This is a genomic window from Bacillus sp. AFS017336 (assembly GCF_002555445.1).
Lineage (GTDB): Bacteria > Bacillota > Bacilli > Bacillales > Bacillaceae_G > Gottfriedia.
On record NZ_NUCO01000010.1, the window covers coordinates 52,315 to 78,186 of the forward strand.

A 25,872-nucleotide genomic window follows, 5' to 3' on the forward strand; every position below is an offset into this window, starting at 1 on the left:
CGCTTACAAACAATACTAATATACGAATCAAGTTTTGACAATATATTATGAATATTCAGTTACAATAAAGGAAATGTGAACTATATATACCCCTTACTTTTTTACTAGTAAGGATTAGCAACTGACTAATTTTTCACAGATTCTATTAAAATAGATTTTCTTAGTTGATTAAAATGTACTAGTTCCCTTTAAATGGTAAAAACCACAAGATATTTAATCTACCTTGTGGTTTTTCTTTCGTACTATTGAGCTAAAATCCTATTGAATACCTAATGCACTTTTAACGCTTTCTAAAGTACTTGCTTTATATTTCTTTAATGGCTTCGGTGCATTATCTACATCCTTATTTTGTTTTAAATAATTTAATTCAAGATATTCAATATCTCTAGCATTAACTTTTCCATCGAAATTAATATCTGCCTCTCGTTTACTCGTACCCCAATATGTCTGAATATACAATGCGTCAAGTACATCAACTACATTATCTTGGTTCACGTCGCCTGAGACACCATAATCATAAAATGATCCAGCTATGCCATTGTAGTACAATAGAAGCTGCCCAGAGACGTTTCCGTTCTTATCAAACCCTATTTGAATTTGACGCTTCATTGTGAAATGTCCAGGTACTTTCAATTCCCAAGTGAATGGTTGATCTGTAATCGGAAGCTTTGAGATACGGTAGTCGCCAGCTCTAGTAATCGTCGATGTACCATCGTACACATTACCTTTTGAATCGATTATTCTAATGGTTGCGCCTGTCTTAGTCCAATCAGGTGTTAATGCTAAGCCATATGCTTTTAATGTCCCAAAAATTTCTGAGAAGTTTGGCTGTATTTGAAAATCCATACCCGTTGAAGAGACTGAAGTCGTTTTGCCTACATCGTCTATACAAGATAATGTTGGGTTGATCGATGTGCTTAATGCAAATCCTGTTTCCTTCGCTTTTAATTTCAAATTAATAGCTGGTAAGTTTCCGCTAATTGAATTTGTTCCATTTAAAACGAGTTTCACTTTTGACGTGTTACCTGTCGTTGTAACAGTCACCTGGTAATCACCATAATTACTAAGTGCTTCATTTCCTTTTGCTTCTACAATATCAAAGCTTTGTCCGATGTTCGTTAAAGTCCACTCTGCTGATTTAATTTTTTGTGCATTATTCAAATTAAGAGTTGCAGTTACCGTATCACCCATTTTTACAGTTGATTTATCGGTCTTAACTGTCCCATAAGGAGTGCCAGCTTTAACAAAATAGTAATTTTTCTTCTGAGAAGTATTTTTCGCCCCGTCTAATCCATTCAGAGTAAATTTTATGAAAGGAGTCGTTTCACTAATTGGCACGTCATAATTTACCACGCTATCTGAACTTACAGGAAGAACAGGATTACGGCTTCCATTAATAGAATAATTGAAAGTATTAACCGATTGATTTAAGTTGAATCCCGCTGCCGCCATCTTATTCACTTCATCATCTACTACTTTAATTTGAAGAGGAACCGTTTTTTGTCCTTGTTGATATTCATACACAACAGGAGCTTCATTTCCATCTAAAGATGTTGTGATTGTAGGACTATATGGGTCTACATAAATATCACTTGAAGATGTTGAAATATGATCACGTTCACTAGTACCAATCAATTTAATCTTGTAATATCCAGGTTTTGCATAGCTTACTTTAGACGAAATTGGATTAGCTGGATCACCTGTAAACTCATAGTATTTACCTTCAAATACTCTTTCTACAAAATAATTCGTATTTTCATATAAAGTGTCTGCAGGAATAGATTCTAAAAAACCTATATCCTTGCCAGTTTTTCCATCTACAACTACTAAATCGAGCCATTTCATTTGAGACTTTAATTTAAAATTTAATCTAACCTGCCAAGTTGCTGAGCTGTTTACTGTCTCTTGTAATTGGTATGGTGAGATTACATTTGAAGAAAGTGAAGATGAATCGATTCCTTCTTCAGTTGTTCTAACGCTAAATGGTACTCGATATTGTTCATTTTTGTCGGCCTGATTTGTCATAATTAAATAGCCTTCATAAATGCCTGCTTTAGCTGTCGCTGGTACTTTGATTGTTGCTGCTACTTTTTTAGATTCTAAAGCTTGTACTGAAATAACATTTGGGACGTTTAATTTCACATCATTAGCACTTGCGTCAAGTGATCCAGCAACATCTGTTTGATAATTCACTTCAACATCAAATTTCTTCGTTTTGTTTTCAATATTTTTGAAGTTAAGTATTTTCTTAACTGAGTTATCTTCACCTGCATAAAGACTGCCGAAGCTTAATCCCCCGGTTTCCTCAGATATGTTGACTGTTTTTCCATTAATCATAATAGGTGTTTTATCTTCCACTATAACTTCCATACCTGTGTGTACAGCACGATAAGGATCTACTCGTCCTGCTCCGTCTTCAAATACACTATATTTGTCAGCTAATGGTTTGGCAGTATTCATCAAAATTGTCTTAATATCACCTGGCTGAAGATCGGGATTTGCCTGAAGTAACAATGCAGAAATCCCTGTTACATGTGGAGCAGCCATCGATGTACCTGACATTCGATTATAAGCAAACTGATAATTTGATGGATCATTTTTATAAATGTCGTAAGCAGGAACACTTGATAAAACACTTACACCTGGTGCAGTAATTTCCGGTTTTATATCATAATTTTGGCGTGATGGTCCGCGAGAACTGAAATAAGCCAGCTTGTCACCATCTGTAAATCCTTCAGTGTAATCTTTAAAAGTTAATTTGTTATGACCAGCAGCAAGCTGTGCTTTAAAATCCAAGCCTTGCTCATAGCTCAAACTAAATGTCGGAATAAAATTTTGATCCTCTCTTACAAAGCTCGATGGACCTGCATTTGGTATATTGTTATACGCTATTACTCCTAATGCTCCATGTGCTTTTGCAGAAATAACTTTTGTTTGCGTTCCGATTGTTCCTGTATTCACTAAGACCCATTTTCCGTTTACGTCTTTATTTTTATAATCTGATTCTTGTCCAATTCCTAAATCAACAATATCAATTGTTTGTTTATCAAATGATTTAAGATCTGCTATAAAGTTTGAGTAAAGATTGCTTAAATTATATGCTTTGTCTGATACACCTTCTAAAGTTCCTGTATATTTTGCGACAGATATTGGAGTACTGCTAGCCCCGACTGTCAACGCTAATGCTGCTGCTCCTGGCGAACCAAGTGTATAAGAACTAGGTCCGCTATTCCCTGCAGATACAACCGCTGTAACACCATTAAGTACTGCATAATTAATCGCTGTACTCGTTGGATATTGCGGATCGTTCATATCGATTCCTAACGATAAATTAATTACATCCATTCCGTCTGAAACCGCTCGATCAATTCCAGCTAGAATTGCATCGATTCCGCCTGTCCCATATGGTCCTAAAACACGATATCCATATAAGTCAGCATTAGGTGCAATCCCTTTAACAGCTATACCACTAGTATTTTTTGCTCGCCCAGCAATCGTACCCGAAACATGAGTACCATGATCAGTATAATAGGTTGTAGCACCTTCCGGAGGCACTGGACTTCCAGCCTTTATCCAATCATCGTATGTAGTTTCCATTGGATCATTATCATTATCTATAAAATCATATCCACCTTTAAATGCATCTTTTAAATCTGGGTGGTGATAGTCTATACCTGTATCAATTACGCCGACTTTTACGCCTTTCCCTGTGATTCCCTCTTTATGTAACTTGTCCACCCCAAGAAATGGAATGCTCTCTATTCTTTTAGTAGACTCTTCTTCATTACTAGTATCTGATTCGATCGGTTGTTCGAGCTTAACAGTAGTACTTTTATAAACAGCTTTTACAGCACCAGACTGAAGCAGTGACTCTACTTCGTTTGCAGGTAGGCTCATTGCCACACCATTGTATGCTGTTTTAAAAGAACGAGTTATTTTATAAGATTTTTTACTACCTTTTTCTTTAGCAGAAGGCAAAATTCTACTAAGATCATTTTCAAAAGTAGTATGTTCCTCGTCAACCTTGTCTTCGGCTTGAGCATCTGATAATGCTTTCCCTTCTACCGCGGCATCAAGCACAGCAACCTTCTCAGGCATCGACTTAAACTCGACAATAACTGAGACTTCTTGATCATCTTGTAAATCCTTTTCATCAAATCCTTGGAGTCCATTGTTGTCCGTTGCTTGAAGTTTTGTCAGTGCATCTCGCTCTTCTTTAGTAAGTGATGCTAAGATTTGTTCTGCTTTTGTACTGTTTACAGCTGCCTTACTAGCAGCATGCACTACATAATGGAAACTAAAATTTTGATTTGATAAACTTGTTGAAACTAAACCTACCCCTAGTGCAAGGGATGTAGCTTTTTTAATAAACTTCTTTTTCATTCTGTTTACTCTCCCCAACTATTAAAGTCATAAAATTTTCAAATCGTATCATTTAAGATTTTAAATATTCAGAAATCAGAACTTATAAACTTACCTTCTCCACTTCCCCCCACATATTAATTACATATAATTTAACTGTATATGTATCTTTAAAAAGAGTAAATTGGGGGATTTGATGCATTTCATTACTCATTTTTAAGAAAGATTTTAATACAAATTAATATTTTTATAGCTTTATTAACATAAAATTTTGTTTTATTTTTTAGAAATTTGTAATAATCGTTGTCGAAATTCCGTTATTTTTCGAGAAAATATTGGGTAAATATTCAAAAAATTACAAATAAATTAGAACTTTATAAAGAAAACTTAAAATATTAATTTTTGATTTAAATTACAACTTAACGAAGCAAAAAAACCAAAAACACTTTGAATGTCTTTGGTTTTTAATAGTTAATATTTAACATGTTGTAGGTCAATTGATGAAATAGAAAGGTTAAAATCAGATGTTTCCTGTCCACTTCCAGGTGGAGGTGCATCGATAAAATAAACGATATTATTGTTTGGCACTTGAACACATTCGTCAATTGATTTTACAACTTTGTAATCATAATTATCCCATGCTTCATCTTTAGGAAGTGTCGCTTGGTTCGATATGCCGTAAATTATGACTCGGCTTTTATTTTGCTTATTAAATTGGAAACGATTAATCTTTGCATTTCCGTAAATTACGAGGAGCCCATCATGGTGATCCATTGTAACCGTATCAAATTCAGCATTCCCCTTTATCGTCATGATGCCATCTTTTCCAAATGTAATATTATTGGAGTATACATTTCCATTCACAGTGATATTAGAACTTTGAATCGGTGAGCTAGACCAATCTGTACGTAAACTGCCATCTACAACTAGTTCCGAAGAGTTTATACTCATGTTACCCACATATAAATCTCGAGTCCTGACTGTCTTAGATGCATGATCAATTAGTAGCTGATTCATTGCTGCATATGATTCAAAATTAGCAGTACCTCCATCAATAATCGTAGCAGTTAAAGAGCTCGATACCCCTTTCACATCCAATTCGCTATTACGTATCGTTGTAGGACTTCTTGTCCATAGTTTTCCACCAATTGTAAGAGTTGTTGGGCTAGTGATCGGATTTGCATCAATTGTCATCCCACTAAAAAATAGACCATTACCATCAATCGTCACGTTACTAGAAGTAAACGTAGGTGGGCCTGCAAACTTTGCATGGCTTGTCACGTGAAAGCTTTGAGTTGTAACCATATTCATGGAATTAAAATCTGCTGCTCCATTAATCGTTACTGATTTTGGACTCACCCCTTTAAAATTACCATCCATTTTCACATCACCATTGACAGTAAATTCAGTGCCAGATAATAGAATTACTTCACTATAAAAATCTGTTGTTGGAAATGCTTTGACTCCACTATAAGTAGCACCAGGCTTTTTATTTGTAATTGAAGGAAAAACTGAACTACTTACGATATCATTTTTGATAGTATCCCAGTTCGAGAAATTTTTAGGATCATTGTAAGTATTTGTTCCTCCAGTAGAACCATTACTTGAATCATTACTTGAACCGTCATTTGATGAACCACCTGAACTAGACATCATGGATAATGTATGAATCGCTACTTCAGCTTGAATAGTGTAATTCTCAAGATTATTCACTGAACCAATGCTTTTTACAGATAATATAATTGCATCTTTAGAAAGAGACTGACTTGCAATAGAGACATTGATTGTATTACTTTCTACTGGTAATTGCACGTTCGAATATTTACCAACGATTTGATTATTGATTGTTGTATTTAGTAGTACTGCTAACTCATCTGCACTTTTATTAGGATTAGCTTGTTGAACCGATTTAGAAAGACTAGTTAAATCAAGAGAGCCTACTTCCTTTTCAACTGTTTTTTTTGCATAAGTGATTCCCATTTCAGCTAAATTAACTGCTAATTTAGATTGCTTCGTCGCTTTTAATTGCTTTGCTGTATTGAGGTTGCTACCAATTAAAACAAGACTAAATAGCGAAAGCAAGGTGACGACTAATAGTACGATCAACAATGTATAGCCTTTTTCGTTTTTCATTGGTTCACCTCATTTAACCGTGATAGTGTGGTAGTGTACTTATACGTATTTGCTCCCCGCAAAGTAATCGTGACTACCTTTGATTGATAAGTAGTATTATTTTTGTCAGTCGATGTGATTTGAATCGAATAGCCAGGAATGCTAAATTTTCGTTGCTCACCATTACTGCTAATGACAACACTATCAGCTGTCTGCGTTACGCTAAATGCACCGTTTTTTCGGTAATACCTATCTAATTGTGCCTCAATCGTATTTGCTTTTTGTTGTAGTTGTATTTGTCCACTTTCAGAGTGAAACAAGTCTGTTGACTGTATCAACACAGCATAAATAATCCCAATGAAAGTAAAAAACAACAATATTGCAGCCAGTAATTCGACCAGTGTGATGCCTCTTTCATTCTTTATTAGTTTAATTTTCTTGTTCATGTTCATCACCTTGTTTGGTCAAGATAGCAATACGTAGTAGCAATTACTTGTTGCTGTTGGTCAAGAATGTTTATTTTTACGGTCTGCAATGATTGGCTTCCTGCTTGGTCAATTGGAATCAACTGTAAACTGAATTTAGCATTATTAAGAAAGTGCAAACTATTATCAACACCTAGTAAGCTTTTAGAGCGTGTGTCCAGTGGTTGGATCGACTGTAAATCACCAGAACGAATCACCTGGCTAACTTGTTCAACTAGACTGTCGGCCGTAATGCTTTCATCATTTTTATGAGTAAAAAGAGAAGATTGAGTAAAAATAGCAAAAAATGTAATTAGAACTAAAAATAATATGACAACGGATGCGAGAATTTCAGTTAGCGTAAAACCCTTTTCATCATTGGAAATTAACATCTTCTCTCGCCTCCACTTTTATTGTTTATTTTCAAAAATACTAATTGTGACAGATGCTTGTACAAGATTTTTTTGGACCGGCGTTTGTAATACATTCTCTTGTGATTCCAATTGAATTTGCTCGGATGATTGATTCTCAGCTTTGATTTGCGCTTGACTTGGTATTGTTACGTTACAAGCCGTGTTTGTCACTTGAATCAATCTTTTAGACGCTTCTAGATTTGATAAAAAAGAATAAAACGATGATACTGAAGGACTGTCGAGCTGAATTGTAAACGTTGTTTTTTGAATAGTTGTTCTTTGATTTTGTTGGTTAGTTGCATTGTCGCTTTGATTCACGGCTGTATTCTCAGTTGAATCTGTTTGTTGCTCAATTTTATTGATTGTAATTCCGGATGCTTTTTCTGCGCTTTCAATTTCAGTAAGAAATGCTTCTAACTGTAAATCAGTTGGAAATTTATCTGCATATAACTTCTCATCTATAGGATTAACCTGCTTATCACTCAAGTTTGACTGATTTGCCTTTAGGTTTGCGAGCACTTTACGTTTTTGGTCTAGTGTTGTATTGGCAAAGTTGAAGCCTTTTTTCGCAGGCTGATACACCATTACATACAGTCCCGATACTATTCCGAACGACATTAATAAGCTGACGACTAAAATTAGGAGTTGTTTTTTCGAATATGCAGTGTTCATTTGTCGACTCCTTTCATCTTCGGAACGTTTAATTGGTTAATGTCGATTAAGTAGCTTACTAAATAATTATTAGATTCCTGCTTGATTAGTGAAACCATCTTCGCATCATAGACCCATTTTAACTTTTGAATTTTCTGTACGTATACCCCAGCTTCACGTTCGGTAGGAACTATAATCGATATTGTTACTGTATTTTGCTCATATTGAAAATTCGTTAATTCGGCTCCACCTGTTAATCCATTCAAACTATCTTTGATTAATTTTGATGTCAAAACCGTTTGTTCAATAACTGCACGTTGTTCTTCAATTCCATTTTGAGCTTGGTTTACTAAGTTTTTTGATTGCTCGCTTCGCAATTGATTAATTACAATGGTAGTTTGGTCAATTTGACTTTGTATAATAGCCGTTGAATTAGTAGCTTTGTTTGTCAAAACTAAAAACGAAGCACTGCCAATCAATAATATGAGTAATGAAAGAATAATTGTTAGCCAATTTGCTTTACTTTTTCCTTCTCTAGTTGGGAGTAAGTTAATGTTAACGATCAAGCTAACACCTCCTTAAGAGAAAGCCCGATAGCAAGTTGATATTTCATTGGAACTAACTCTCCACCTATATCTTTTATCGTGTGACTGTCTAATTCAGTTGGCAGATCAATCTGTTCATTTAACATATCAAAGAAAGTAGTCAAAAATGGATGGTCCCCAACAAGTTTAATATTTTTACATTCATTTCCTTCTGATAACGTAAAACGGTAAAAATGGAGAATTCGTTCAATCATCCCGATAACAAGATCAAATCCATTCATAATGTCAGACCCTCTTTGTTTCCAAGCTTCCGATAATTCATCAAATTGACTTAGTATAATTGAAGTTGGTTCGCATTGCATAAATACAGGAACTCTTTCTTCAAATAAGCTAATCGTTGTTGATGAGACGTCCAACTGAACAAGTAGACTCGTTTCATTTTGACGATCAGTTGCTACATGATAATGTAATCTGTCAAAACAAAGTGGTGAAATATCTGCAGCAATTGGATCTACTTTTGCTTCTTCAAAAATAGACGAAATTGCTAAAACTGTTTGTTCTGGCGTAGCGATCAGTAATAATTCGCGACCTTCATTTGTTTCTTTTAAGATTACATAGTCAATTGATGGATCTTCAAAAGGAAGGTGAATACTTTCTCCAAGCTCTAAATATAGATATCCTCTTAGTTCCTCAGGATGTAAATCGATTGGTGTTGTAATTTTTTTTACAACAACAAGTTCGTCTGATACCGAAAATGTAATCTTTTTCTTTTTTAGTTTCCACGTATCAATACAATCTTCTATAATAAGTTTAAATTGAGTTAAATCACTAATTTCACCATTTTCAATTAAGCCTTCAGGAATCAGTCTTTCACCCATTTGTTTCACAACAAGCGGATTTTTCGATTGTAATTCAACGAATCGAATGACATGCTCTTTTATTTCAATCCCAACAGATGAGGATTGTTTCGATAAACGTAAACCAAACATAGGGATTCTCCTTTATAAAATAAATTGTTGGTACCAATTGATTAAAGCTTCACCATAAATGCTAGCGATGATTGTTCCTACAAAAATAGATGGACCAAATGGAATATACTGTCCTTTTTTTAGTTTGCCAACTACCATTCCACTGACTCCGACAATCGTACCGATGAAACAAGAAAGAAACAATGTAAGAAGCACAAGTTTAACTCCTACAACAAAACCTATTAATCCGAACAATTTAATATCTCCGCCGCCCATTCTTCCACGGCTTACAAACGCTATTAGAAGTAAGATCGCAAATCCTGTAACAGCCCCTAAGATGGCGTCTAACCATGAAATCCTTGGCACCACTAACTGTTCGATCAAAAAGAGAACTGAAAAAAATCCAAGCACCTTATTTGGGATAATCATATATGCAAGATCAGAAACCGTTATGATGACAAACAAGGAAACTAATGTCAGAACAATAATCGTTTCTTCACTCCAATTTGTTACGAATGGAAGTGAGGCAAATAACACACCAGTTAATAGCTCAATAATTAAATACATTGGAGCGAGCTTTACTTGACAAAAGCGACATCTACCTTTATGAAATAAGTATGAAACAACCGGTATTAATTCTAGCGGACCTAATTGGCGATGACAGTTGTCACACGAAGAACCCGGCCTTATGATTGATTGACTTTTTGGTATGCGCAAACCAACCACACCAAAAAATGAACCAAATGTAATACCAACTAAAAATAAAAATCCCATCGTGATTAGCATCTGTTTCACCTTTTCTACTAGTTTTGTTTTTAATATTGCTTTGTAAAACCCACCCGGTTTGATCGGGTGGGTCTAGCATTTATTGAATATTATTGAATTGTATGTGAACCATTACCATTATCGCTGTTGATAGCTTTTACGCTTGCGTTTGTAAATGTGATTACTTGGCTTCCAGCATGACCTTTACCATTAAATGTTACTGTGTTTCCATCTGTAGAAACATTAACTGTCCAACCAGTATCTAATTTATCAGTATTTTTTACATAAGTTCCTAAATCAGCAGCATCTAATGAACCGTCTGCAGGAATACCTTTGCTTGAGATATATAAATCAGCTGAATTTAATACTTGGATTGCGTCTGCTCTTACTGCATCTTCACGTGAATTTTGAATTACTTTCCCAATACTTGGAATTGCAATTGCTGCAATGATTCCTAAAATAACGATTACTGCTAATAATTCAACTAAAGTTAACCCGCGCTCATTTTTGATTAATTTTTTTAACATTTATTTCTCCTCTTTCCATTTATATATATTTTTTATATTGTTGCTCTTTTAGTACTTTCGATTGTGTTAGTGGATTTGGTTGAACATGTCAAACATAGGAATCATAATTGCTAATACAACAAATCCAACTACACTAGCTAATAATACAATCATGACAGGCTCAATTAATGATTTTAATTGTTCTGCGACTGCTTCTACTTCATTTTCATAAAAAGTAGATACTTTTGTTAACAATGATTCAAGTGAACCAGTTTTTTCCCCGATCGCAATCATTTGCGTTACTAACGGTGGAATGACCCAATGTTGTTCCATTGGTTCTGCCAATGAATCCCCCCTTTCAAGTGATGTTTTTCCTTCATTTAAAACTTTTGCTACTACTTCATTTCCTACTACTTTCTCAGTGATCTCAATTGCTTCTAGAATTGGGACTGAACTTGCAAATAAGGAAGCAAGTGTAGACGTCATTCTTGATATCGCAGCCTTTTGAAACAATGTCCCAAAAATTGGGATCTTCAACAGTATGACATCTAATAGATAAGCACCTTTTGGTTGTTTTTTAATGAGCAATAAGCCCGCGACTGCTATAATGACTAGTAACAAAATTAACCACCAATCTTGTTGAATCCATTTACTTGCGGTTAATACCCAAATCGTAATTGCAGGAAGTGTTGCGTTTAAATCGTTGAACATATTAACAAATGTTGGGACAACAAATAACAAGAGAAAGAACACAACAAACGTTGTAATGATTGCAATTACGGCAGGATATGTCATGGCTGCCATTACCTTTTGTTTAGTTCGTAACTGTTTTTCGTAATAATCAGCTAATCGTTCAAGCGTATCAGCAATCGTTCCACTTACTTCACCAGCTCGAATCATATTCGTAAATAGTTTTTTAAAGATGTGTGGATATTGCTCATACACTTCTGATAATGCATTTCCTTGCTGTAGACTCTCCTGAATTTCGTATAAAGTTTTTTGTAATACTTTGCTATTTGTTTGTTTTGCGAGGATATTAGTTGCATCCACGATCGTAATTCCTGCCTTTAGTAAAGTTGAAAATTGACGTAAATAAATAACAAAGTCTTTTTGATTAACAGATTGGTTAAAAGATAAATCCTTTGTCCAAATTGTTTCCGGTACTTCAGTTAAGGAAAGGACACGATATTGTTTTTCTCTCAATAATCCGTAAGCTTCTCTTTGAGAATTGGCCTTGATCTGACCGTTTTTTCGTTCACCTTTTACATTTTTAACGGTGTATTGATATTGAGTCATCTACAAGCCACCTGCCAAAACTAGCTGAGACTGTTCTTTTGAAACTGCACCAGCTTTTATTAACTCTCTCATATTCATTTCAAATGTGTGCATGCCCAAACTTTTACTTGTTTGTAGTACATTATCAATCTGATGAACTTTCTCAGTTCTTATGAGATTCGCGACAGCTGAGTTGTTGATTAATATTTCAGTTGCTGCTGTTCTACTTGTTTTGTTTCCGTTTGGCACAAGCCTTTGTGAAATAACCCCTACTAACGCATCTGCAAGTTGAACTCGTATTTGAGTTTGTTTTTGCTCAGGGAATACATCGATTATTCGGTTAATCGTATTGGATGCGTTCCGACTATGAAGTGTCGATAAAACTAAATGTCCAGTCTCTGCTGCTGTAATGGCTGTTTGAATCGTTTCTAAGTCACGCAATTCACCAACTAAAATAATATCTGGGTCTTGTCTTAAAGAAGCGCGAAGCCCACTTGCAAATGTTTTTGTATCCCTTCCGATTTCGCGTTGATCAATAATTGATTTCCCATGTTGATGCAAGTACTCAATTGGATCTTCAAGTGTAATAATATGCTTTGATTGCTGTCTATTTACAAAATCAATCATTGCTGCTAATGTTGTAGATTTTCCACTTCCTGTAGGGCCAGTTACTAAAATTAGTCCTTGAGGTTTTTGAACAAGTAATTGAATAATTACTGGTAAATTTAGTTCCTCAAGTGCAGGAATTACTGTTGGTATAAGTCTTATGGCCAATGCAATATTTCCACGTTCCCTATATACATTGATCCGGAACCTGCTCATGTTATATAAATTTGTGGAAAAATCTAGTTCTCCGTCTTTTTGAAACCTTTCCCATTCTTCATCAGACGTTAAATCATTTCCAAATTGTACTGTATGAACAGGTTCTATTAGCTCTTCCTTGAATCGAATTAGCTGCCCATTAATTCGGAAAATTGGTGGAACTCCAACGGTAAGGTGAATATCAGACGCTTTTTGCTCAAGAGCGCTCAGTAAAATTTCCTGAATGGATAACATTCATTTTGCCTCCTACGAAACCGTCGTTATGCGAAGGATTTCCTCGGTTGTTGTGAGTCCTTCTTTTACTTTTTGTAAACCATCGTCGATTAAAAACGTTGTTTTATTTGATTGTGCTACCTCAACAAGCTTCGAAACTGGCTCATTATTAACCATAATTCGTCTCATCTCTTCTGAAATTGCGAGTACTTCTTGGATCGCCAGTCTTCCACGGTAACCAGTTAATTGGCATACTGGACAACCTTTTCCGTAAAATACACGCTCGATGTTAATGCCTCTAGCTTTAAAAATCTCTTGTTCTCTTACAGAAATTTCTCGTTCTTCCTTGCAATGTTTACAGATTCGTCGGCATAGTCGTTGAGATACAACTCCATTTAAGGCAGAGGCAACTAGAAATGGTTCTACACCCATATCCATTAAACGAGTTAAAGTCCCAATCGAATCATTCGTATGCAATGTACTAAAGACTAGATGACCAGTTAGAGAACTTCTAATCGCGATTTCGGCTGTTTCTCTATCACGTATCTCCCCAATCATAATGATGTTAGGGTCTTGTCGAAGAATTGAGCGCAATGTTGTTGAAAACGTCATTCCGACTGAAGCATTTACTTGCACTTGATTGATTCCTTCAAATTGGTACTCAACTGGATCCTCAACTGTGATGATGTTTACATCTTCGTGATTGAGTTTGTTTAATGCTGCATATAATGTGGATGATTTACCAGAACCTGTTGGACCAGTAATTAATACAAGACCATGAGGCTTTTCGATAAAGTTCATAAATGTGTTGTGATTTGTTGGACTAAATCCTAACTGATTAAGTTCCACAATTGAATGGTTTCGGTCTAGTACACGAATTACAAGTTTCTCACCAAAAATTGTTGGCAATGTTGAGATACGTAAATCGATTTGCTTTAGTTCAACAAGTAAACGAATTCGCCCATCTTGCGGAATACGTTGTTCGGTAATGTCCAAATTAGCCATAATTTTAATACGCGCTAATATAACACTTTGAAGTTCTTTAGGTAATACACGCTCATTTCTTAACGTTCCATCGATTCGAAAACGAACGACTAAGTTTTTTTCATGCGGATCAATATGAATATCACTAGCCTGTTGTTCAACAGCATTTTGTAAAATTGAGTAAACGAGCTTGATAATCGGTGAATCATCTTGTTCATCAATTCGTATTACTTCTTCATGTTTTTTCTTTTGCGAATCCTCTAACCATTTCCCAACTAACTCTTGCTGAGTATCGTATTGTTTACTAATCGCTCGTTTGATTTCATCCTTTGTTGCGATAACAGGTTGAATTGCAAATCCTGTTGAAAGTCTTAAATCATTTAATAGGAAGAAGTCCATCGGGTCAGCCATTGCAACAAACAACTTATGAGCTTCTTTTTTCAAAGGAATAATCGTGTTCTTTTTAGCCGTTTCTTTTGGAATTAAAGTAACTAATTTTTCATCAAATGGATAATTATATAAACTCACTCGTGGAATATTTAATTGAATTTCAAGTACTTCGATTAATTGTTGCTCGGTAATATATCCTTTTTGAATCAAATAATCTCCAAGCTTTTGATGTTCTTCTTTTTCACGTAATGCTATGTCAACGATGTCTTCTGTAATCACACCTGATTCAACTAATAAATCACCAAGTCTCTTTTTACGAACGGCCATTTTGTACACCTACTTTCCATCATTATGGAACACTGCTTAACTGTCTCGCTTAACCGAGATACATATTGTATACAATAATATTAACCAGTTAACCGTTTAGTTTCAATCTACAGATATTGGTAATTTGAATTAAAAATTCTATCATTTCTACCATTTTTCAATTAAAAAAAATTTAGATACTAACGTTAAATGCAACTGTTAAAATAACCAAACTTAATTTACACTACACTTAATTGTATACATTTTAAACACATTATTGAGTTAACTTCATTTAATCTAGTTGAGGGCAAAAAAAAATGACGTGCAATATTTCACACGTCATTTCTTCAATATTAAACTTAATTTACTTTTTGAATTCTTCCTTCAACTTCATAAGTGAAGGGTCTTGAAAGTGATTTCACATAATCTACAGTTGCTTGAAGATCTTCTGGACCTACCTCTAAATTAGTTGAAAGTTCACCAATACCATATTTTACGTTTCCATACATATAGTTGTTTACTACAACTGAATACTCTTCATTTGGATCAATTTTACTTCCATTTGAAAAGAAGATGTCTACAACTTTTCTAGTCGAAGAATCCCAAGTATATTTAAATCCAGCGATATGGAAATCTAAGCCTTTATCTGTAATTTGATTATTTAAAACTGTTTCAATATCTTGTCCACTCAGCATTACTTTATTTAAAACATTTCCAAATGGTTGAATTGAGAATAAATCACCAAATGTAACTTGGCCAGCATTAAGTGGTGCTCTAACACCTCCACCGTTCATCATTGCGAAGTCGGCATTCATAGCTACTTTCATTCCATCTGCTATTAAATTACCTAATGCTAAATCACCATAATTATCTGAAGATGGGTATCCTTTTGGTAAATTTTGCATCGAATCGCCTACAATTTCAGCTTTAATTGGTGCGATTAAATCCTCGTATTTCTTCATGATCGAAGAAATTGTTGGGTCAGGCGTATAGTCTTTTTGATAAACAGTTACAACTTCTGCTTCTTTCTTCACAATATCACCTGTAACTGCATCTAATTCTAAATCTACATCAGAAAATGCAGAACCATATGAATAAGCTTGTACGATTAATTTATTATCAACTTCTTTATTATTAAAGACATGATTATGAGCAGCAAAAATAACATCTACCTCATCATCAACTTTTTCAGCAATATCAGATGCATCATATAAATCCGCTTTACCTGTTTGAAGTGTAGGATTATGTGCTAATACTACGATTGCTTTAATCCCTTGTTTTTTTAGAATATCCGTATAATGATTTATTGCCTCAACCTCATCACGAATCTCAAGCGTTTCGTTCCCTTTTCTAACGATCATATTTGGTGTTTCTTGGGTTACAACACCGATAAAACCGATCTTTTTACCACCAACTTCTTTTATTGCATAAGGCTGTGTGATTAATTGCCCTGTTGAAGAATCATAAGCATTGGCAGCAATAACTGGAAAGTTCATTCCGTCATATCCTTTTGTACCATTAGGATGCTCTCCACCATTAATCATACGTTTTAATTCAGCAATACCTTCATCAAACTCGTGATTTCCAACTGTACCTACATCAAAACCCATAGCCTCCATCACTTCAACAGTTGGCTCATCTTGGAATAACGCTGAGATTAGTGGACTTCCACCAATCATGTCTCCCGCGTGAACAAGTAATGTATTCGGATTTTCAGCTTCATGTTCTTTCATTGCGGCAGCTGTATATTCCATGCTTCCAGTTAATAATTCTTGACCATTAACAGTAACTTTTGTATCTGTATCAAGCTGACCGTGAAGATCATTTAGGCCCAATAATTGAACTTTAATATTCTCTTTAGGAGCTGTAGCTAAATCTAATTTGAATATTCCAAAGCCTGCGTTATCAGTTTTATTTGTATAAGAAATATTACTCTCTGATTTAATAAATTCTTCTGCTCTTGGAGATGATGTAAAAGTTACATTTACATTACCGCTAATTGGTGCGATCGACCAGTTGTTATCTGCTGTTGGCGTAATTGTTTTCGATTCAGAAATGTAATCCATTAAGATTTGACGGTTTTCATCAGCAGAATCTACTACAAGTTCGCTTCCTTTAACACCTGGGAAATTTCCACCGCCACCAGCACGATAGTTATTTGTTACAACGATGAAATCTTGATTTAAATCTACTGGTTGTCCATTATATGTTAAATTTACTACTCGGCTTGAATTGCTATTTACTAACTTTCCATTTATATCATACTTTGCTGGCTTCGTTACATCGATTTGATAGTTAACACCATCAATTACATCAAAATTATAAACAGGGAAAGCTGGATTTAATAAAGCTTGTTCTTCTGTTTTAGTAGGATCAATTTGATTATACTTACCTGCAGTCATCTCAATCCACTCTTTGACAACAGAACCTTTTACTTTAATAGCCTTTAATGTATTGTCATATAGATATAAGTCGCCTGCGCTTCTAATTGTTAGATCGCCTTTTTTAATTTCTGTATATTCAGCTACACCATTACGTCCTGCTTTAAATGGAGCACCCACTGACAATATTGGTAATTCTTTATATTCTGGTTTCTTTTCTGAAATATATTTTTCTACAAACCATTTTTGGGCATTTGTTACAACTTGAATTGAAGGATCATCTTGGATCAATGAAAAATAACTATGGATATCATCAGTTGTTGTTCCAATTGGTGTATTAACATATTTAACCGTTGCATCATGGTTAGGTTTAACAGCCTTTACAATTTCTTGATCCGGCGCTACTGTACTTTTTGTTATAGTTTTACCTGTAGCAGGATCCTTCACATCTTCGTATATTTCTCTAGTTGAAGACTTAGAATTTACTACTGACCATTTTCCTTTTTCTTTCTTAAGTGTAAGGTCAATCAATCCTAATGAACCGCCACCGTAACCTGCTTGAACTGCAGGTACACCATTAATTGTTCCCTTCGAATTATCTACACCCGGTAATGGCTTTTTATCTGCACCTAAAAATAAGGCATCAAGAGTAGCTTCTGATGTTGCAGGGAACACTTTATGCGTATGTGAAAAAGTAATTGCATCAATTCCAGGTACTTCACTTAACGTATAAATAACATCTTCAGTATTTTCTTTATTTGCATTAAAACCAGAATGAGTCATTGCAACAATAACGTCTGCTCCATCTTTTCTCATTTCAGGTATGAATTTTTTAGCAGTTTCTACGATATTTTTCGTAATAACTTTTCCATCAAGATTTGCTTTGTCCCACTCACTAATTTGTGGAGGAACAAATCCAATGAAGCCAATTTTAATTACGTGCTTCTTCCCTTGTTCATCGATTACTTTTTTATTAATAATTTTATAAGGATTGAATTTGTTTTTATCATTATTAGGATTTTTATCATGATCATCTACGTAAACGTTTGCATTAATGTACGGAAAATCAGCATCATTATAAGCTTCATTTAAAAAATCTAATCCATAATTGAACTCATGATTACCTAATGTTGCAATATCATACCCCATTATGTTCATTGCTTTAAATACAGGATGAACTTCGCCCTTTTTTAAAGGATCAATTTTAGCTTCATAAGTTCCTAATGGAGTTCCTTGTATTAAATCCCCATTATCGACTAACACATTATTTTGAACTTCTTTTCGAGCTTCTTTTACTAATGTAGCAGTCTTAGCTAATCCAACTTTTTCATATGCTGCATCTTTGTAGTAATCATAATTTAATAAATTTGTATGGATATCTGTCGTTTCCATAATACGAAAATTTACTAAATCCTTTTCATCTTGACCCTTTTTGGATGCCAGAACATTGATTGATTCTTCCTTAGGTGTAGCATATGCTTGCGTACTTACGACTGACATGCCTAATAAAGATAATGCTAACGATAATGACAACGTTTTCGAATTTCTTCTATTCTTTCTCCTCATTTAAATTCCCCTTGTAATTTATTAGGATTCAATTAAAAAATTGCCCCAAAAATTATTATAAAATTAAAATAGGTTAAAATATATTTAATTATACTTAAATTAAGATTAACGATTTCTTAAGGAGTAAACAAATGAATTTAGACCATTTAGCTTATATAGTTGATGTCTCAAAAACTAACTCACTCTCAATGTCTGCGAAAAAATTACATATTTCAGTTTCTGCAATATCTCAGGCCATAAACAATTTAGAGGAAGAATTCGGCTTTAAAATTTTTACTCGTTTGCGTCATGGAACAATCCCCACACCTGAAGGAGAAAAACTAATTGAAAAATCCGTAAATGTTTTGGCACATGCTGAAAAATTAAAAGAGCTAGCACTCAAAAAAAATGAATTACAAAAAGAGATTACGATCGCTTCTGTACCTGGATTAATGCATTATATCGTCAATTTAATTAAACTAATTAAATCCGAAAATCCAAACACAAAAATAGAAGTTAATGGCAAAACAACACAAGAAATTATAAATGATGTAAAACAAAAAAATGCACGCTTTGGCTTAATTTGGATTTATGACAAGTTACTAAAAACAAATAAAGAAATGGTTTTTGATATTATTCAAGAGGTTAAAATCAAAATATGCGTAAGTAAAAAGCACCCGCTCGCTGAATGTAAGCAAATAACAATAGAGGATTTATCAAACGAAACATTTGTCATTCATGATGAACAAAACATTAGATGGTATTATGATGAGTTTTTAAAAAACAAAACAGAAATTTTATTTTCAACAAATAATATCGACAGTATTAGAAGCGCAGTCAAAGAAAATATTGCAATAACAATTGGCACTGACTTCGTTATCCAAAATGAACCACTGATCCAAACTGGTGAAGTTAAATCGATCGAACTAATTAATCCTTATCACCGGCCCTTTTATGTAGGATTTGTAACAAATAAATATCCTCCTCTGTCATCTGATGATAAAAAATATATAAATCAATTAAAAAATGAATTTAACAAATAGGTAGATCATTAAGAAGATGATTACTATAGAAAAAAATATGGGGTAATAACTGAAAAAAGCTGATTTCTAAGGTAGAAGATACCTTAGAAAATCAGCCTTTAAGTATTCAAAAATATATTAATGCTCACAAGCCAAACCACATGAGCAACGATTTTTCCCAAATAACAGATGATATGATGCCGGGAATTCCTGATTGACTCGTTGAACTTCAGCTGCAAACTCCTTACTATCTTTTGGTACATTAGAAAGTGAATCCGCTTTTTCTTGAGTATCAATATTAGCTCCGGGTGGTACGAACTTATTTGGTGCAATCCGAACACCATTTGTTACGACAGCATTATATGAAATAAACGCGCCTTTTCCTACAATTGCAGTATAAATGATGGAATTAAAGCCAACAAATACTTTGTCCGCAATATAACAAGGTCCGTGAATTAGTGCACCATGAGCAACTGACACTTCATCTCCAATGAAGATCGAATACTTTTTTTTATCGACTGTAATTCTTTTATTTAATAATCCATGCAAAACTACCCCATCTTGAATATTCGTTTTGGAGCCTATATAAAACGGGGTCCCTTCATCCGCACGTATGCTTACATTAGGCGCAACATAAACATTGTTTTTAATCGTAACATCACCAATCACACTAGAAAACTGACTGATAAAAGCTGTTTGATCAATAGTAGGAAAATGTTGAACAGGATTAAATGAAGTAATAGGGTTGGGACTAATAAACGGTTCAAAACAACACGAATCATTATCAACAGAGGAGTTAGTTTCTTTTTTATTACCCACGTCATCACCTCATTTATAATCTTATTGGCACTAAAATTTTTTATGCTAGAAGAATTGGTGAAGAACGGTTTATCTTAGCTGGAAGATGCAATTCATCCAAAAGGTTTATCAACAAAACTCTAAGCTAAATCAACAAATTCCGTTATTTTATCAACAAAAATAATGACTATATCAATAAAGTTCACAACTTTATCAACAAAAGACATAATTTGTTCGTAATACTTCACTCATGCTGAAAATAAAAAAGAGCTGCCTCATTACTTTTGAGACAGCTCTTTTTTAAGTCTATATTACTTAAACGTGTACCCCAGAAGAAACAACTCCTATTTCAAGAGCCGATGTCAATCCTTCGTACGTTGCTTCTTCAATTGTACGCGGAGCAAGACAGTCCCCTATTTGTCTAACGACTGGTGCCATATGTTTCACTTGTTCATATAGCTCATAATTTGGAACGCGTCCCATTGCAAGTACAATTGTATCCCACTCGTCTATAAGTTCCGTCTCATGAGTAAAAAGATTTCTTAATTTGACTTGATTATTATGAATACCACCAAAATCAAAATGTGGGCGAACATCTACTTTTAATTGATATAGTCTCTTTAAATATTCATTTACTAAATATGAATGTAATTCTTTTCCAATGTGTACTTTAGCAGAAAACAAAGTAACATCGTGATTTTTTTCCTTCAAGTGGATAGCTGCTTCGATACCTGGCCAATCGCCGATTAAATCAAAGACTAATACACGTTTGCCCATTTGTATCGAGTTTCCGCTGAAAAGGTCATCAACTGTTATGATTCTTGGATCACCGATGCCTTCCACATGTGGATAGTATGGTCTAGAACCTACAGCACAAATAATCACATCTGGCTTAATCTCTGATATTTTCTCAAGTGTAATTTTCTTACCAAGTTGAACATCAATCTTACTATTAGATAGCTTTCTAATATAATTGTCTAACATCGTTTCAGCTACTTCATGACGCATAGGAGCCTTTCTCATCTTTCTTAGTAATCCGCCAATCTCATCACTCTGTTCAACCAATATCACTTCATGCCCTTCACCATCAGCAGTTAAAGCAGCATGTAATCCAGCAGGTCCTGCACCTATGACAAGTACTTTTTGTTTTACTCTTACGCTTTGGACTAGTGGTAATAATTCTTTTTCTTTACCTGCCATCGGATTTTGCACGCATCCAATTGGAAGTCCTTTAGAGTAGTGACCAATGCAAGCTTGTATACATCCTAAACATGCATCAATTGAATGTAGGTCTCCTCTCATTGCTTTATTCGGTAATTCAGGATCAACGATTAAAGCTCGTGTCATACCGACTACATCCGCTTTACCTGAACCTACTATTTTATCTGCTTCCATCGGGTCTATAATTCGGGATCCGACAAAAACTGGAACAGCGCCAGCCATCCGAATTTTAAATGAATGGGCAGAATTATATGCATGTTTGATTGGAGAAGGTGGAACGATATGAGTCGATCCTGCGTATGTACTTGAGTCACCAGATGTTACATTTATAAAATCTACTCGAACATTTTCAACTAAATGCTCAACGATTTTCACCGCATCTGTTATATTCGTTCCGTCCATTGTCATTTCATCTGCACTCATTCGAATACCTACAGTAAAATCTTCGCCAACTTCTTCCCAAATACTTTGTACTATTTCTACAATAAAGCGCATTCGGTTTTCGAAGGTTCCACCGTATTCGTCAGTTCGATAGTTCGTATGGCTTGACCAAAATTGAGCTGGTAAATAGCCATGGGAACAACAAACTTCTACTCCATCGAGACCAGCTTTTTTAGCTATTAGGGCTGAATGAGCATATCCCTTTATCACATCTTTAATTTCATCAATATTCATTGGTCTAGGCATTATCCCAAATCGAAAACTTGGCTCCGAAGAAGGTGCCCAAGCAGCATTACGATAATCGCTTGATACTACTTCTCTTCCACCATGAAATAGTTGACTAAAAACTTTCGTACCATTTTGATGAAGTTGTTTTGCGATTTCAGCGTATGCTGGTATCACTTTTTCATCAAACCCTGCAATCGTATGTGAAGTAAGCATGCCCGATGAGTGAACTGCAGCTGCTTCAAGAATAATTAGTCCAGCTCCACCCTTCGCACGAGCAACATGATAGGCAGTCATTTCAGGAGTGGGAATGCCATTTTCTACGTAATTAGTTTGATGTGCTGTCGATAAAGTTCTATTATTAAGTTCAGTATTTCCAATTGTCACTTTTGAGAATAGGTGCTTAAATTGAGTCAAAATTGACCACTTCCTTTCTCCTAAAATACACCTTTATACATTTTCTCGAAAATTAGTAAGCACTCGATCGTTCTTTTCTGTTACAAATTTAGTCTTTCTTGTCACTCTACTTACTACTAGCGTTACAGCAAAATTGATAACCATTACAATTAAACCAACATCAATATCTTGTATGACATGAGGAAACGATGGAAACAGTGTTGCTAACGTTGTGCCAGTTGTTGTGGAATACGTAACAGCTGCAACTCCGATTATGATACCGGCAGCCGCTCCTTGAACTGTTACCGGATTTTTTTTCCAAAGACTAAAATACAATGCTGGAAACAACTGCGCCATAAAGCTGTATGCCATTATGTAGAGTGTCATGATTGTATCGCCACCGTTTAACGTAAAATACAGTGTTACTAGTGCAAGTAACGGTACTAAAACTCGAGTTAGTTTAATAAGTTGATCATCTGTTGTATTAGGTTTCATTGCTTTATAAACATTTTTAGATAAAATCGTAGCAGCAGATGTTAAGACTAATGAACTTGGTATTAGTGCAGCTAAAGCTCCTGCTGCGCCAATAACCCCTACAAACCAAGGATCAAACGAAATCTTAGCGAGTTTAAATAGGGCTAAATCTACGTCTCCACCTTTTAATGATGGAACTTGAAGAATAGCAGCGAATCCAACAAATAAAGAAAAGACTATGATAATTTGATAGATTGGCATAAATGCTGCATTCCAACGAAGTGCTTTTGCACTCTTTGAAGAGAATATCCCCATGAGCATATGTGGAAACATATAGAATGATAGAGCTAACATAATACTAGTTGTAATAAACCAAGAGACACTTAAACCCTTTTCAGGAAATAGCATCAAATCAGGTTTAGCAGTTTGAATTGCCTCAAACATTGGATGAAAGCCACCGTAATAATGTACAGGAAAATAAATCCCTACGAAGATGACAACAAATAAAATTAGCGTATCTTTAATAACAGCTGTCCAAGCTGAACCATGGATCCCTGAAACTGTTACATAAATTGTGATCGCAATTACAGCAATTGTAATCGCAATACTCTGCGGGATTTTTCCGTATGAAGCCTCTGAAACAATAATACCTAACCCTTTTAACTGCATTGTTAAATAAGGAATAATCGAAATAATACTAATGACTGAAACAAGAACTCCTAGTGCTGAACTATTATACTTTTTCGTATAAAAATCAGATTGTGACACAACATTATTTTCTTTTGCATACTTCCAAACTGGAGGTAACAGCCAATAAGCTACAATAAAATAAAAAGCATTAAAGGCATACACTGCCGGCATTCCAAACGAGTAAGCACTACCCGATGCCCCCATAAATGTAAATGTCGTAAACATTTCTCCTGCCAGTAAGAGAAAAACAAAAAGAGAACCAAAGCCTCGTCCACCAATTGACCACTGCTCAAAAGTCATCTCTTTACCTTTCCGTGCTTGTAAACCTAACCAAATAGATAAAGCTAAAAAGCCAAGAATTATGATCAGTGCGGAATTCACTATTGCTCGCCCCCTTTATTAGCAGGATCTAGTTTATTCACAATTAATAAAAATATCGATGTTAGAAAAACCCATAAAATCGTCCAAAAGAGAACAAATGGCATTCCAAGAACATATGGCTCAACTTTATTAATAACTGTGAGCGATCCAATAGCTGGTATTGCACTTAATATGTACAGTAATTTTTTCATTTGATACCCTCTCCTTCTTTTACGTGAGACTAGATAAATATGAAAAATACTTTTGATAGATTAAGATAATAGCTATAAATAAAACGTTTTCAAAATATCGAACCAAAAAAGAAAAGCCGAGTATGATCGATCGGTAAACTATAAATACTTAGCTTTTTAAAACGTCTTATTATCTGAAATTAGTTACCAAATAGGTATCTATCATTTTTACATTCTACAAAAACTCTATTATAACTCGATTGCTTCTTTAATCATCTCGTGAAAATGTTGCATCGCATTCTCTGTAGGTGAATAAATACCATTTTCAAATGCATTAGAATGTAAACCCGATTGCAATAATTCCACTAAATCAAAATCCTCTTCTCTCACTTGATCAACAAATTTAATCATTTCCTCTTCTTCTTTCGAAATTTCTTCATTTATAAAGAAATAGCGATATACTGCCATTGTTTGGTTTGCATCAATAGGAATTAGTTGTGTTGTCGTCATATTTCCACTACCAGAATATACACTCAACATCATATTAGGCCAGATCCAGTAGAAACGTGTTAAGCTTTCCTCCTGGTTCTTTACATTTGAACATTGGTAAGAGAATTTATCACAAGGAACGATGCTGTAATTCGATAGATCAAATGTTTTCGAAAATGATGGATGTGCAACTGGACAATGATCGCATTCTAAGAAATTATCAACGACAGCTTTCCAATTCGCTTTAATCAAACGGCGGTTTTCTTTTACTAATTGTAATGAATCCATAAAAGGGTAACGACTTAGTTCGTTTACTAACTCCCCGTATTCAACAGAAAATGCTGCCGCATTCTTATTTAAATTTACAAATATCATCGATCGATGTACTTCTAATTGAATATACTTCAAACAGTTATATTCTCCTAAATCGATATTTTTAAAGTTTGGTGCACGATTTACATGCCCATCCAACTTAAAGGTCCAACCATGATAAATACATTGCAGAATTTTTTTATTTCCTGATTCACTTTGCTCCACCTTTGTACCACGATGTGGGCAAATATTATAAAATGCGCGTATTTTACCATCATTAGCATGTGTTACTAAAATAGATTCTCCAGCAACCTCAAAAGTGAAATAATCACCAACTTTTTTAACCTGACTAGTATGACCTACGAAAATCCAATTATTACTGAAAATCTTTTTTCTTTCAGTGTCGAATACCTCTTGGCTAACATAATTTTTATACGGCAATGACGTTTGTAAAGTTTGCGTTTCCTTTGTAGACATAATAATGATTCCTCCTTTTAGCAGTAATGATTAGTTGGATTTCACCTTAAACTAAATCCAGCCTTTATTAATTA

At 34.6% G+C, this 25,872-nt stretch carries 19 protein-coding genes; 1 reads left to right on the forward strand and 18 read right to left on the reverse strand.

What is annotated here, in order from left to right; all coding sequences use genetic code 11:
- Window positions 1–258 precede the first annotated feature (258 nt).
- From CN601_RS04625 to CN601_RS04685, 13 genes are all read right to left on the reverse strand, one after another.
- On the reverse strand, window positions 259–4,383 hold the full coding sequence (locus CN601_RS04625; protein WP_098170251.1) for a S8 family serine peptidase: 4,125 nt from the start codon (window positions 4,381–4,383) through the stop codon (window positions 259–261).
- Window positions 4,384–4,833: 450 nt separating this feature from the next.
- Window positions 4,834–6,495: a hypothetical protein gene (locus tag CN601_RS04630; RefSeq protein ID WP_098170252.1), complete on the reverse strand. Its 1,662-nt coding sequence runs from the start codon at window positions 6,493–6,495 to the stop codon at window positions 4,834–4,836.
- A complete protein-coding gene (locus tag CN601_RS04635) occupies window positions 6,492–6,920 on the reverse strand; it encodes a type II secretion system protein (RefSeq protein ID WP_098170253.1) in 429 nt (142 codons plus the stop codon). The genes CN601_RS04630 and CN601_RS04635 overlap by 4 nt, the downstream gene beginning before the upstream one ends.
- Window positions 6,921–6,925: 5 nt before the next feature.
- A complete protein-coding gene (locus tag CN601_RS04640; protein ID WP_098170254.1) occupies window positions 6,926–7,330 on the reverse strand; it encodes a type IV pilus modification PilV family protein in 405 nt (134 codons plus the stop codon).
- 18 nt (window positions 7,331–7,348) lie between these two features.
- Window positions 7,349–8,023 carry a hypothetical protein gene (locus CN601_RS04645; protein WP_098170255.1) on the reverse strand — a complete coding sequence of 225 codons (675 nt, stop codon included), beginning with the start codon at window positions 8,021–8,023 and terminating at the stop codon, window positions 7,349–7,351.
- Entirely contained in the window at window positions 8,020–8,568 is a 549-nt protein-coding gene (locus CN601_RS04650) for a hypothetical protein (protein ID WP_098170256.1), read from the reverse strand. Before CN601_RS04650 ends, CN601_RS04645 begins: the two co-directional genes overlap by 4 nt.
- Window positions 8,565–9,536: a type IV pilus biogenesis protein PilM gene (gene pilM, locus CN601_RS04655; protein ID WP_098170257.1), complete on the reverse strand. Its 972-nt coding sequence runs from the start codon at window positions 9,534–9,536 to the stop codon at window positions 8,565–8,567. Before pilM ends, CN601_RS04650 begins: the two co-directional genes overlap by 4 nt.
- A 12-nt stretch (window positions 9,537–9,548) precedes the next feature.
- Window positions 9,549–10,301: a prepilin peptidase gene (locus tag CN601_RS04660; protein WP_098170258.1), complete on the reverse strand. Its 753-nt coding sequence runs from the start codon at window positions 10,299–10,301 to the stop codon at window positions 9,549–9,551.
- A gap of 89 nt (window positions 10,302–10,390) precedes the next feature.
- Entirely contained in the window at window positions 10,391–10,807 is a 417-nt protein-coding gene (locus CN601_RS04665; RefSeq protein ID WP_098170259.1) for a prepilin-type N-terminal cleavage/methylation domain-containing protein, read from the reverse strand.
- Window positions 10,808–10,873: 66 nt separating this feature from the next.
- Window positions 10,874–12,082 (reverse strand): type II secretion system F family protein, encoded by a 1,209-nt coding sequence (locus tag CN601_RS04670; protein WP_098170260.1) that lies wholly within the window; start codon window positions 12,080–12,082, stop codon window positions 10,874–10,876.
- Window positions 12,083–13,117 carry a type IV pilus twitching motility protein PilT gene (locus tag CN601_RS04675; protein ID WP_098170261.1) on the reverse strand — a complete coding sequence of 345 codons (1,035 nt, stop codon included), beginning with the start codon at window positions 13,115–13,117 and terminating at the stop codon, window positions 12,083–12,085.
- A gap of 12 nt (window positions 13,118–13,129) precedes the next feature.
- The gene (locus CN601_RS04680) at window positions 13,130–14,797 is read right to left on the reverse strand and encodes a GspE/PulE family protein (RefSeq protein WP_098170262.1); all 1,668 of its coding nucleotides are present in this window, start codon (window positions 14,795–14,797) and stop codon (window positions 13,130–13,132) included.
- A 338-nt stretch (window positions 14,798–15,135) separates the two neighbouring features.
- On the reverse strand, window positions 15,136–18,723 hold the full coding sequence (locus CN601_RS04685; protein WP_098170263.1) for a bifunctional 2',3'-cyclic-nucleotide 2'-phosphodiesterase/3'-nucleotidase: 3,588 nt from the start codon (window positions 18,721–18,723) through the stop codon (window positions 15,136–15,138).
- Window positions 18,724–18,854: 131 nt separating this feature from the next.
- Between CN601_RS04685 and CN601_RS04690 the strand changes: the two genes are divergently transcribed.
- Window positions 18,855–19,745 carry a LysR family transcriptional regulator gene (locus CN601_RS04690; RefSeq protein WP_098121498.1) on the forward strand — a complete coding sequence of 297 codons (891 nt, stop codon included), beginning with the start codon at window positions 18,855–18,857 and terminating at the stop codon, window positions 19,743–19,745.
- A gap of 117 nt (window positions 19,746–19,862) precedes the next feature.
- Here CN601_RS04690 and CN601_RS04695 read toward each other — a convergent pair whose 3' ends face one another.
- The 5 genes from CN601_RS04695 to CN601_RS04715 all read right to left on the reverse strand — a co-directional run bounded on the left by CN601_RS04695 (window position 19,863) and on the right by CN601_RS04715 (window position 25,798).
- On the reverse strand, window positions 19,863–20,543 hold the full coding sequence (locus CN601_RS04695; RefSeq protein ID WP_098121499.1) for an LbetaH domain-containing protein: 681 nt from the start codon (window positions 20,541–20,543) through the stop codon (window positions 19,863–19,865).
- Window positions 20,544–20,837: 294 nt separating this feature from the next.
- Complete coding sequence (locus tag CN601_RS04700) at window positions 20,838–22,826, reverse strand: oxidoreductase (RefSeq protein WP_098170264.1); 1,989 nt, start codon at window positions 22,824–22,826, stop codon at window positions 20,838–20,840.
- 33 nt (window positions 22,827–22,859) lie between these two features.
- Window positions 22,860–24,350 carry a sodium:solute symporter family protein gene (locus CN601_RS04705; RefSeq protein ID WP_098170265.1) on the reverse strand — a complete coding sequence of 497 codons (1,491 nt, stop codon included), beginning with the start codon at window positions 24,348–24,350 and terminating at the stop codon, window positions 22,860–22,862.
- Window positions 24,350–24,541 carry a DUF3311 domain-containing protein gene (locus CN601_RS04710; RefSeq protein WP_098121502.1) on the reverse strand — a complete coding sequence of 64 codons (192 nt, stop codon included), beginning with the start codon at window positions 24,539–24,541 and terminating at the stop codon, window positions 24,350–24,352. Before CN601_RS04710 ends, CN601_RS04705 begins: the two co-directional genes overlap by 1 nt.
- 228 nt (window positions 24,542–24,769) lie before the next feature.
- Window positions 24,770–25,798 carry an aromatic ring-hydroxylating oxygenase subunit alpha gene (locus CN601_RS04715; protein ID WP_098170266.1) on the reverse strand — a complete coding sequence of 343 codons (1,029 nt, stop codon included), beginning with the start codon at window positions 25,796–25,798 and terminating at the stop codon, window positions 24,770–24,772.
- Between the last annotated feature and the right edge of the window lie 74 nt (window positions 25,799–25,872).

Coding starts and splice junctions, on each gene's coding strand:
- CN601_RS04665 (WP_098170259.1), bottom strand. CDS start 10,807: ATGTTAAAAAAATTAATCAAAAATGAGCGCGGGTTAACTTTAGTTGAA.
- CN601_RS04635 (WP_098170253.1), bottom strand. CDS start 6,920: ATGAACAAGAAAATTAAACTAATAAAGAATGAAAGAGGCATCACACTG.
- CN601_RS04680 (WP_098170262.1), bottom strand. CDS start 14,797: ATGGCCGTTCGTAAAAAGAGACTTGGTGATTTATTAGTTGAATCAGGT.
- CN601_RS04670 (WP_098170260.1), bottom strand. CDS start 12,082: ATGACTCAATATCAATACACCGTTAAAAATGTAAAAGGTGAACGAAAA.
- CN601_RS04715 (WP_098170266.1), bottom strand. CDS start 25,798: ATGTCTACAAAGGAAACGCAAACTTTACAAACGTCATTGCCGTATAAA.
- CN601_RS04625 (WP_098170251.1), bottom strand. CDS start 4,383: ATGAAAAAGAAGTTTATTAAAAAAGCTACATCCCTTGCACTAGGGGTA.
- CN601_RS04630 (WP_098170252.1), bottom strand. CDS start 6,495: ATGAAAAACGAAAAAGGCTATACATTGTTGATCGTACTATTAGTCGTC.
- pilM (WP_098170257.1), bottom strand. CDS start 9,536: ATGTTTGGTTTACGTTTATCGAAACAATCCTCATCTGTTGGGATTGAA.
- CN601_RS04685 (WP_098170263.1), bottom strand. CDS start 18,723: ATGAGGAGAAAGAATAGAAGAAATTCGAAAACGTTGTCATTATCGTTA.
- CN601_RS04645 (WP_098170255.1), bottom strand. CDS start 8,023: ATGAACACTGCATATTCGAAAAAACAACTCCTAATTTTAGTCGTCAGC.
- CN601_RS04660 (WP_098170258.1), bottom strand. CDS start 10,301: ATGCTAATCACGATGGGATTTTTATTTTTAGTTGGTATTACATTTGGT.
- CN601_RS04640 (WP_098170254.1), bottom strand. CDS start 7,330: ATGTTAATTTCCAATGATGAAAAGGGTTTTACGCTAACTGAAATTCTC.
- CN601_RS04710 (WP_098121502.1), bottom strand. CDS start 24,541: ATGAAAAAATTACTGTACATATTAAGTGCAATACCAGCTATTGGATCG.
- CN601_RS04675 (WP_098170261.1), bottom strand. CDS start 13,117: ATGTTATCCATTCAGGAAATTTTACTGAGCGCTCTTGAGCAAAAAGCG.
- CN601_RS04690 (WP_098121498.1), top strand. CDS start 18,855: ATGAATTTAGACCATTTAGCTTATATAGTTGATGTCTCAAAAACTAAC.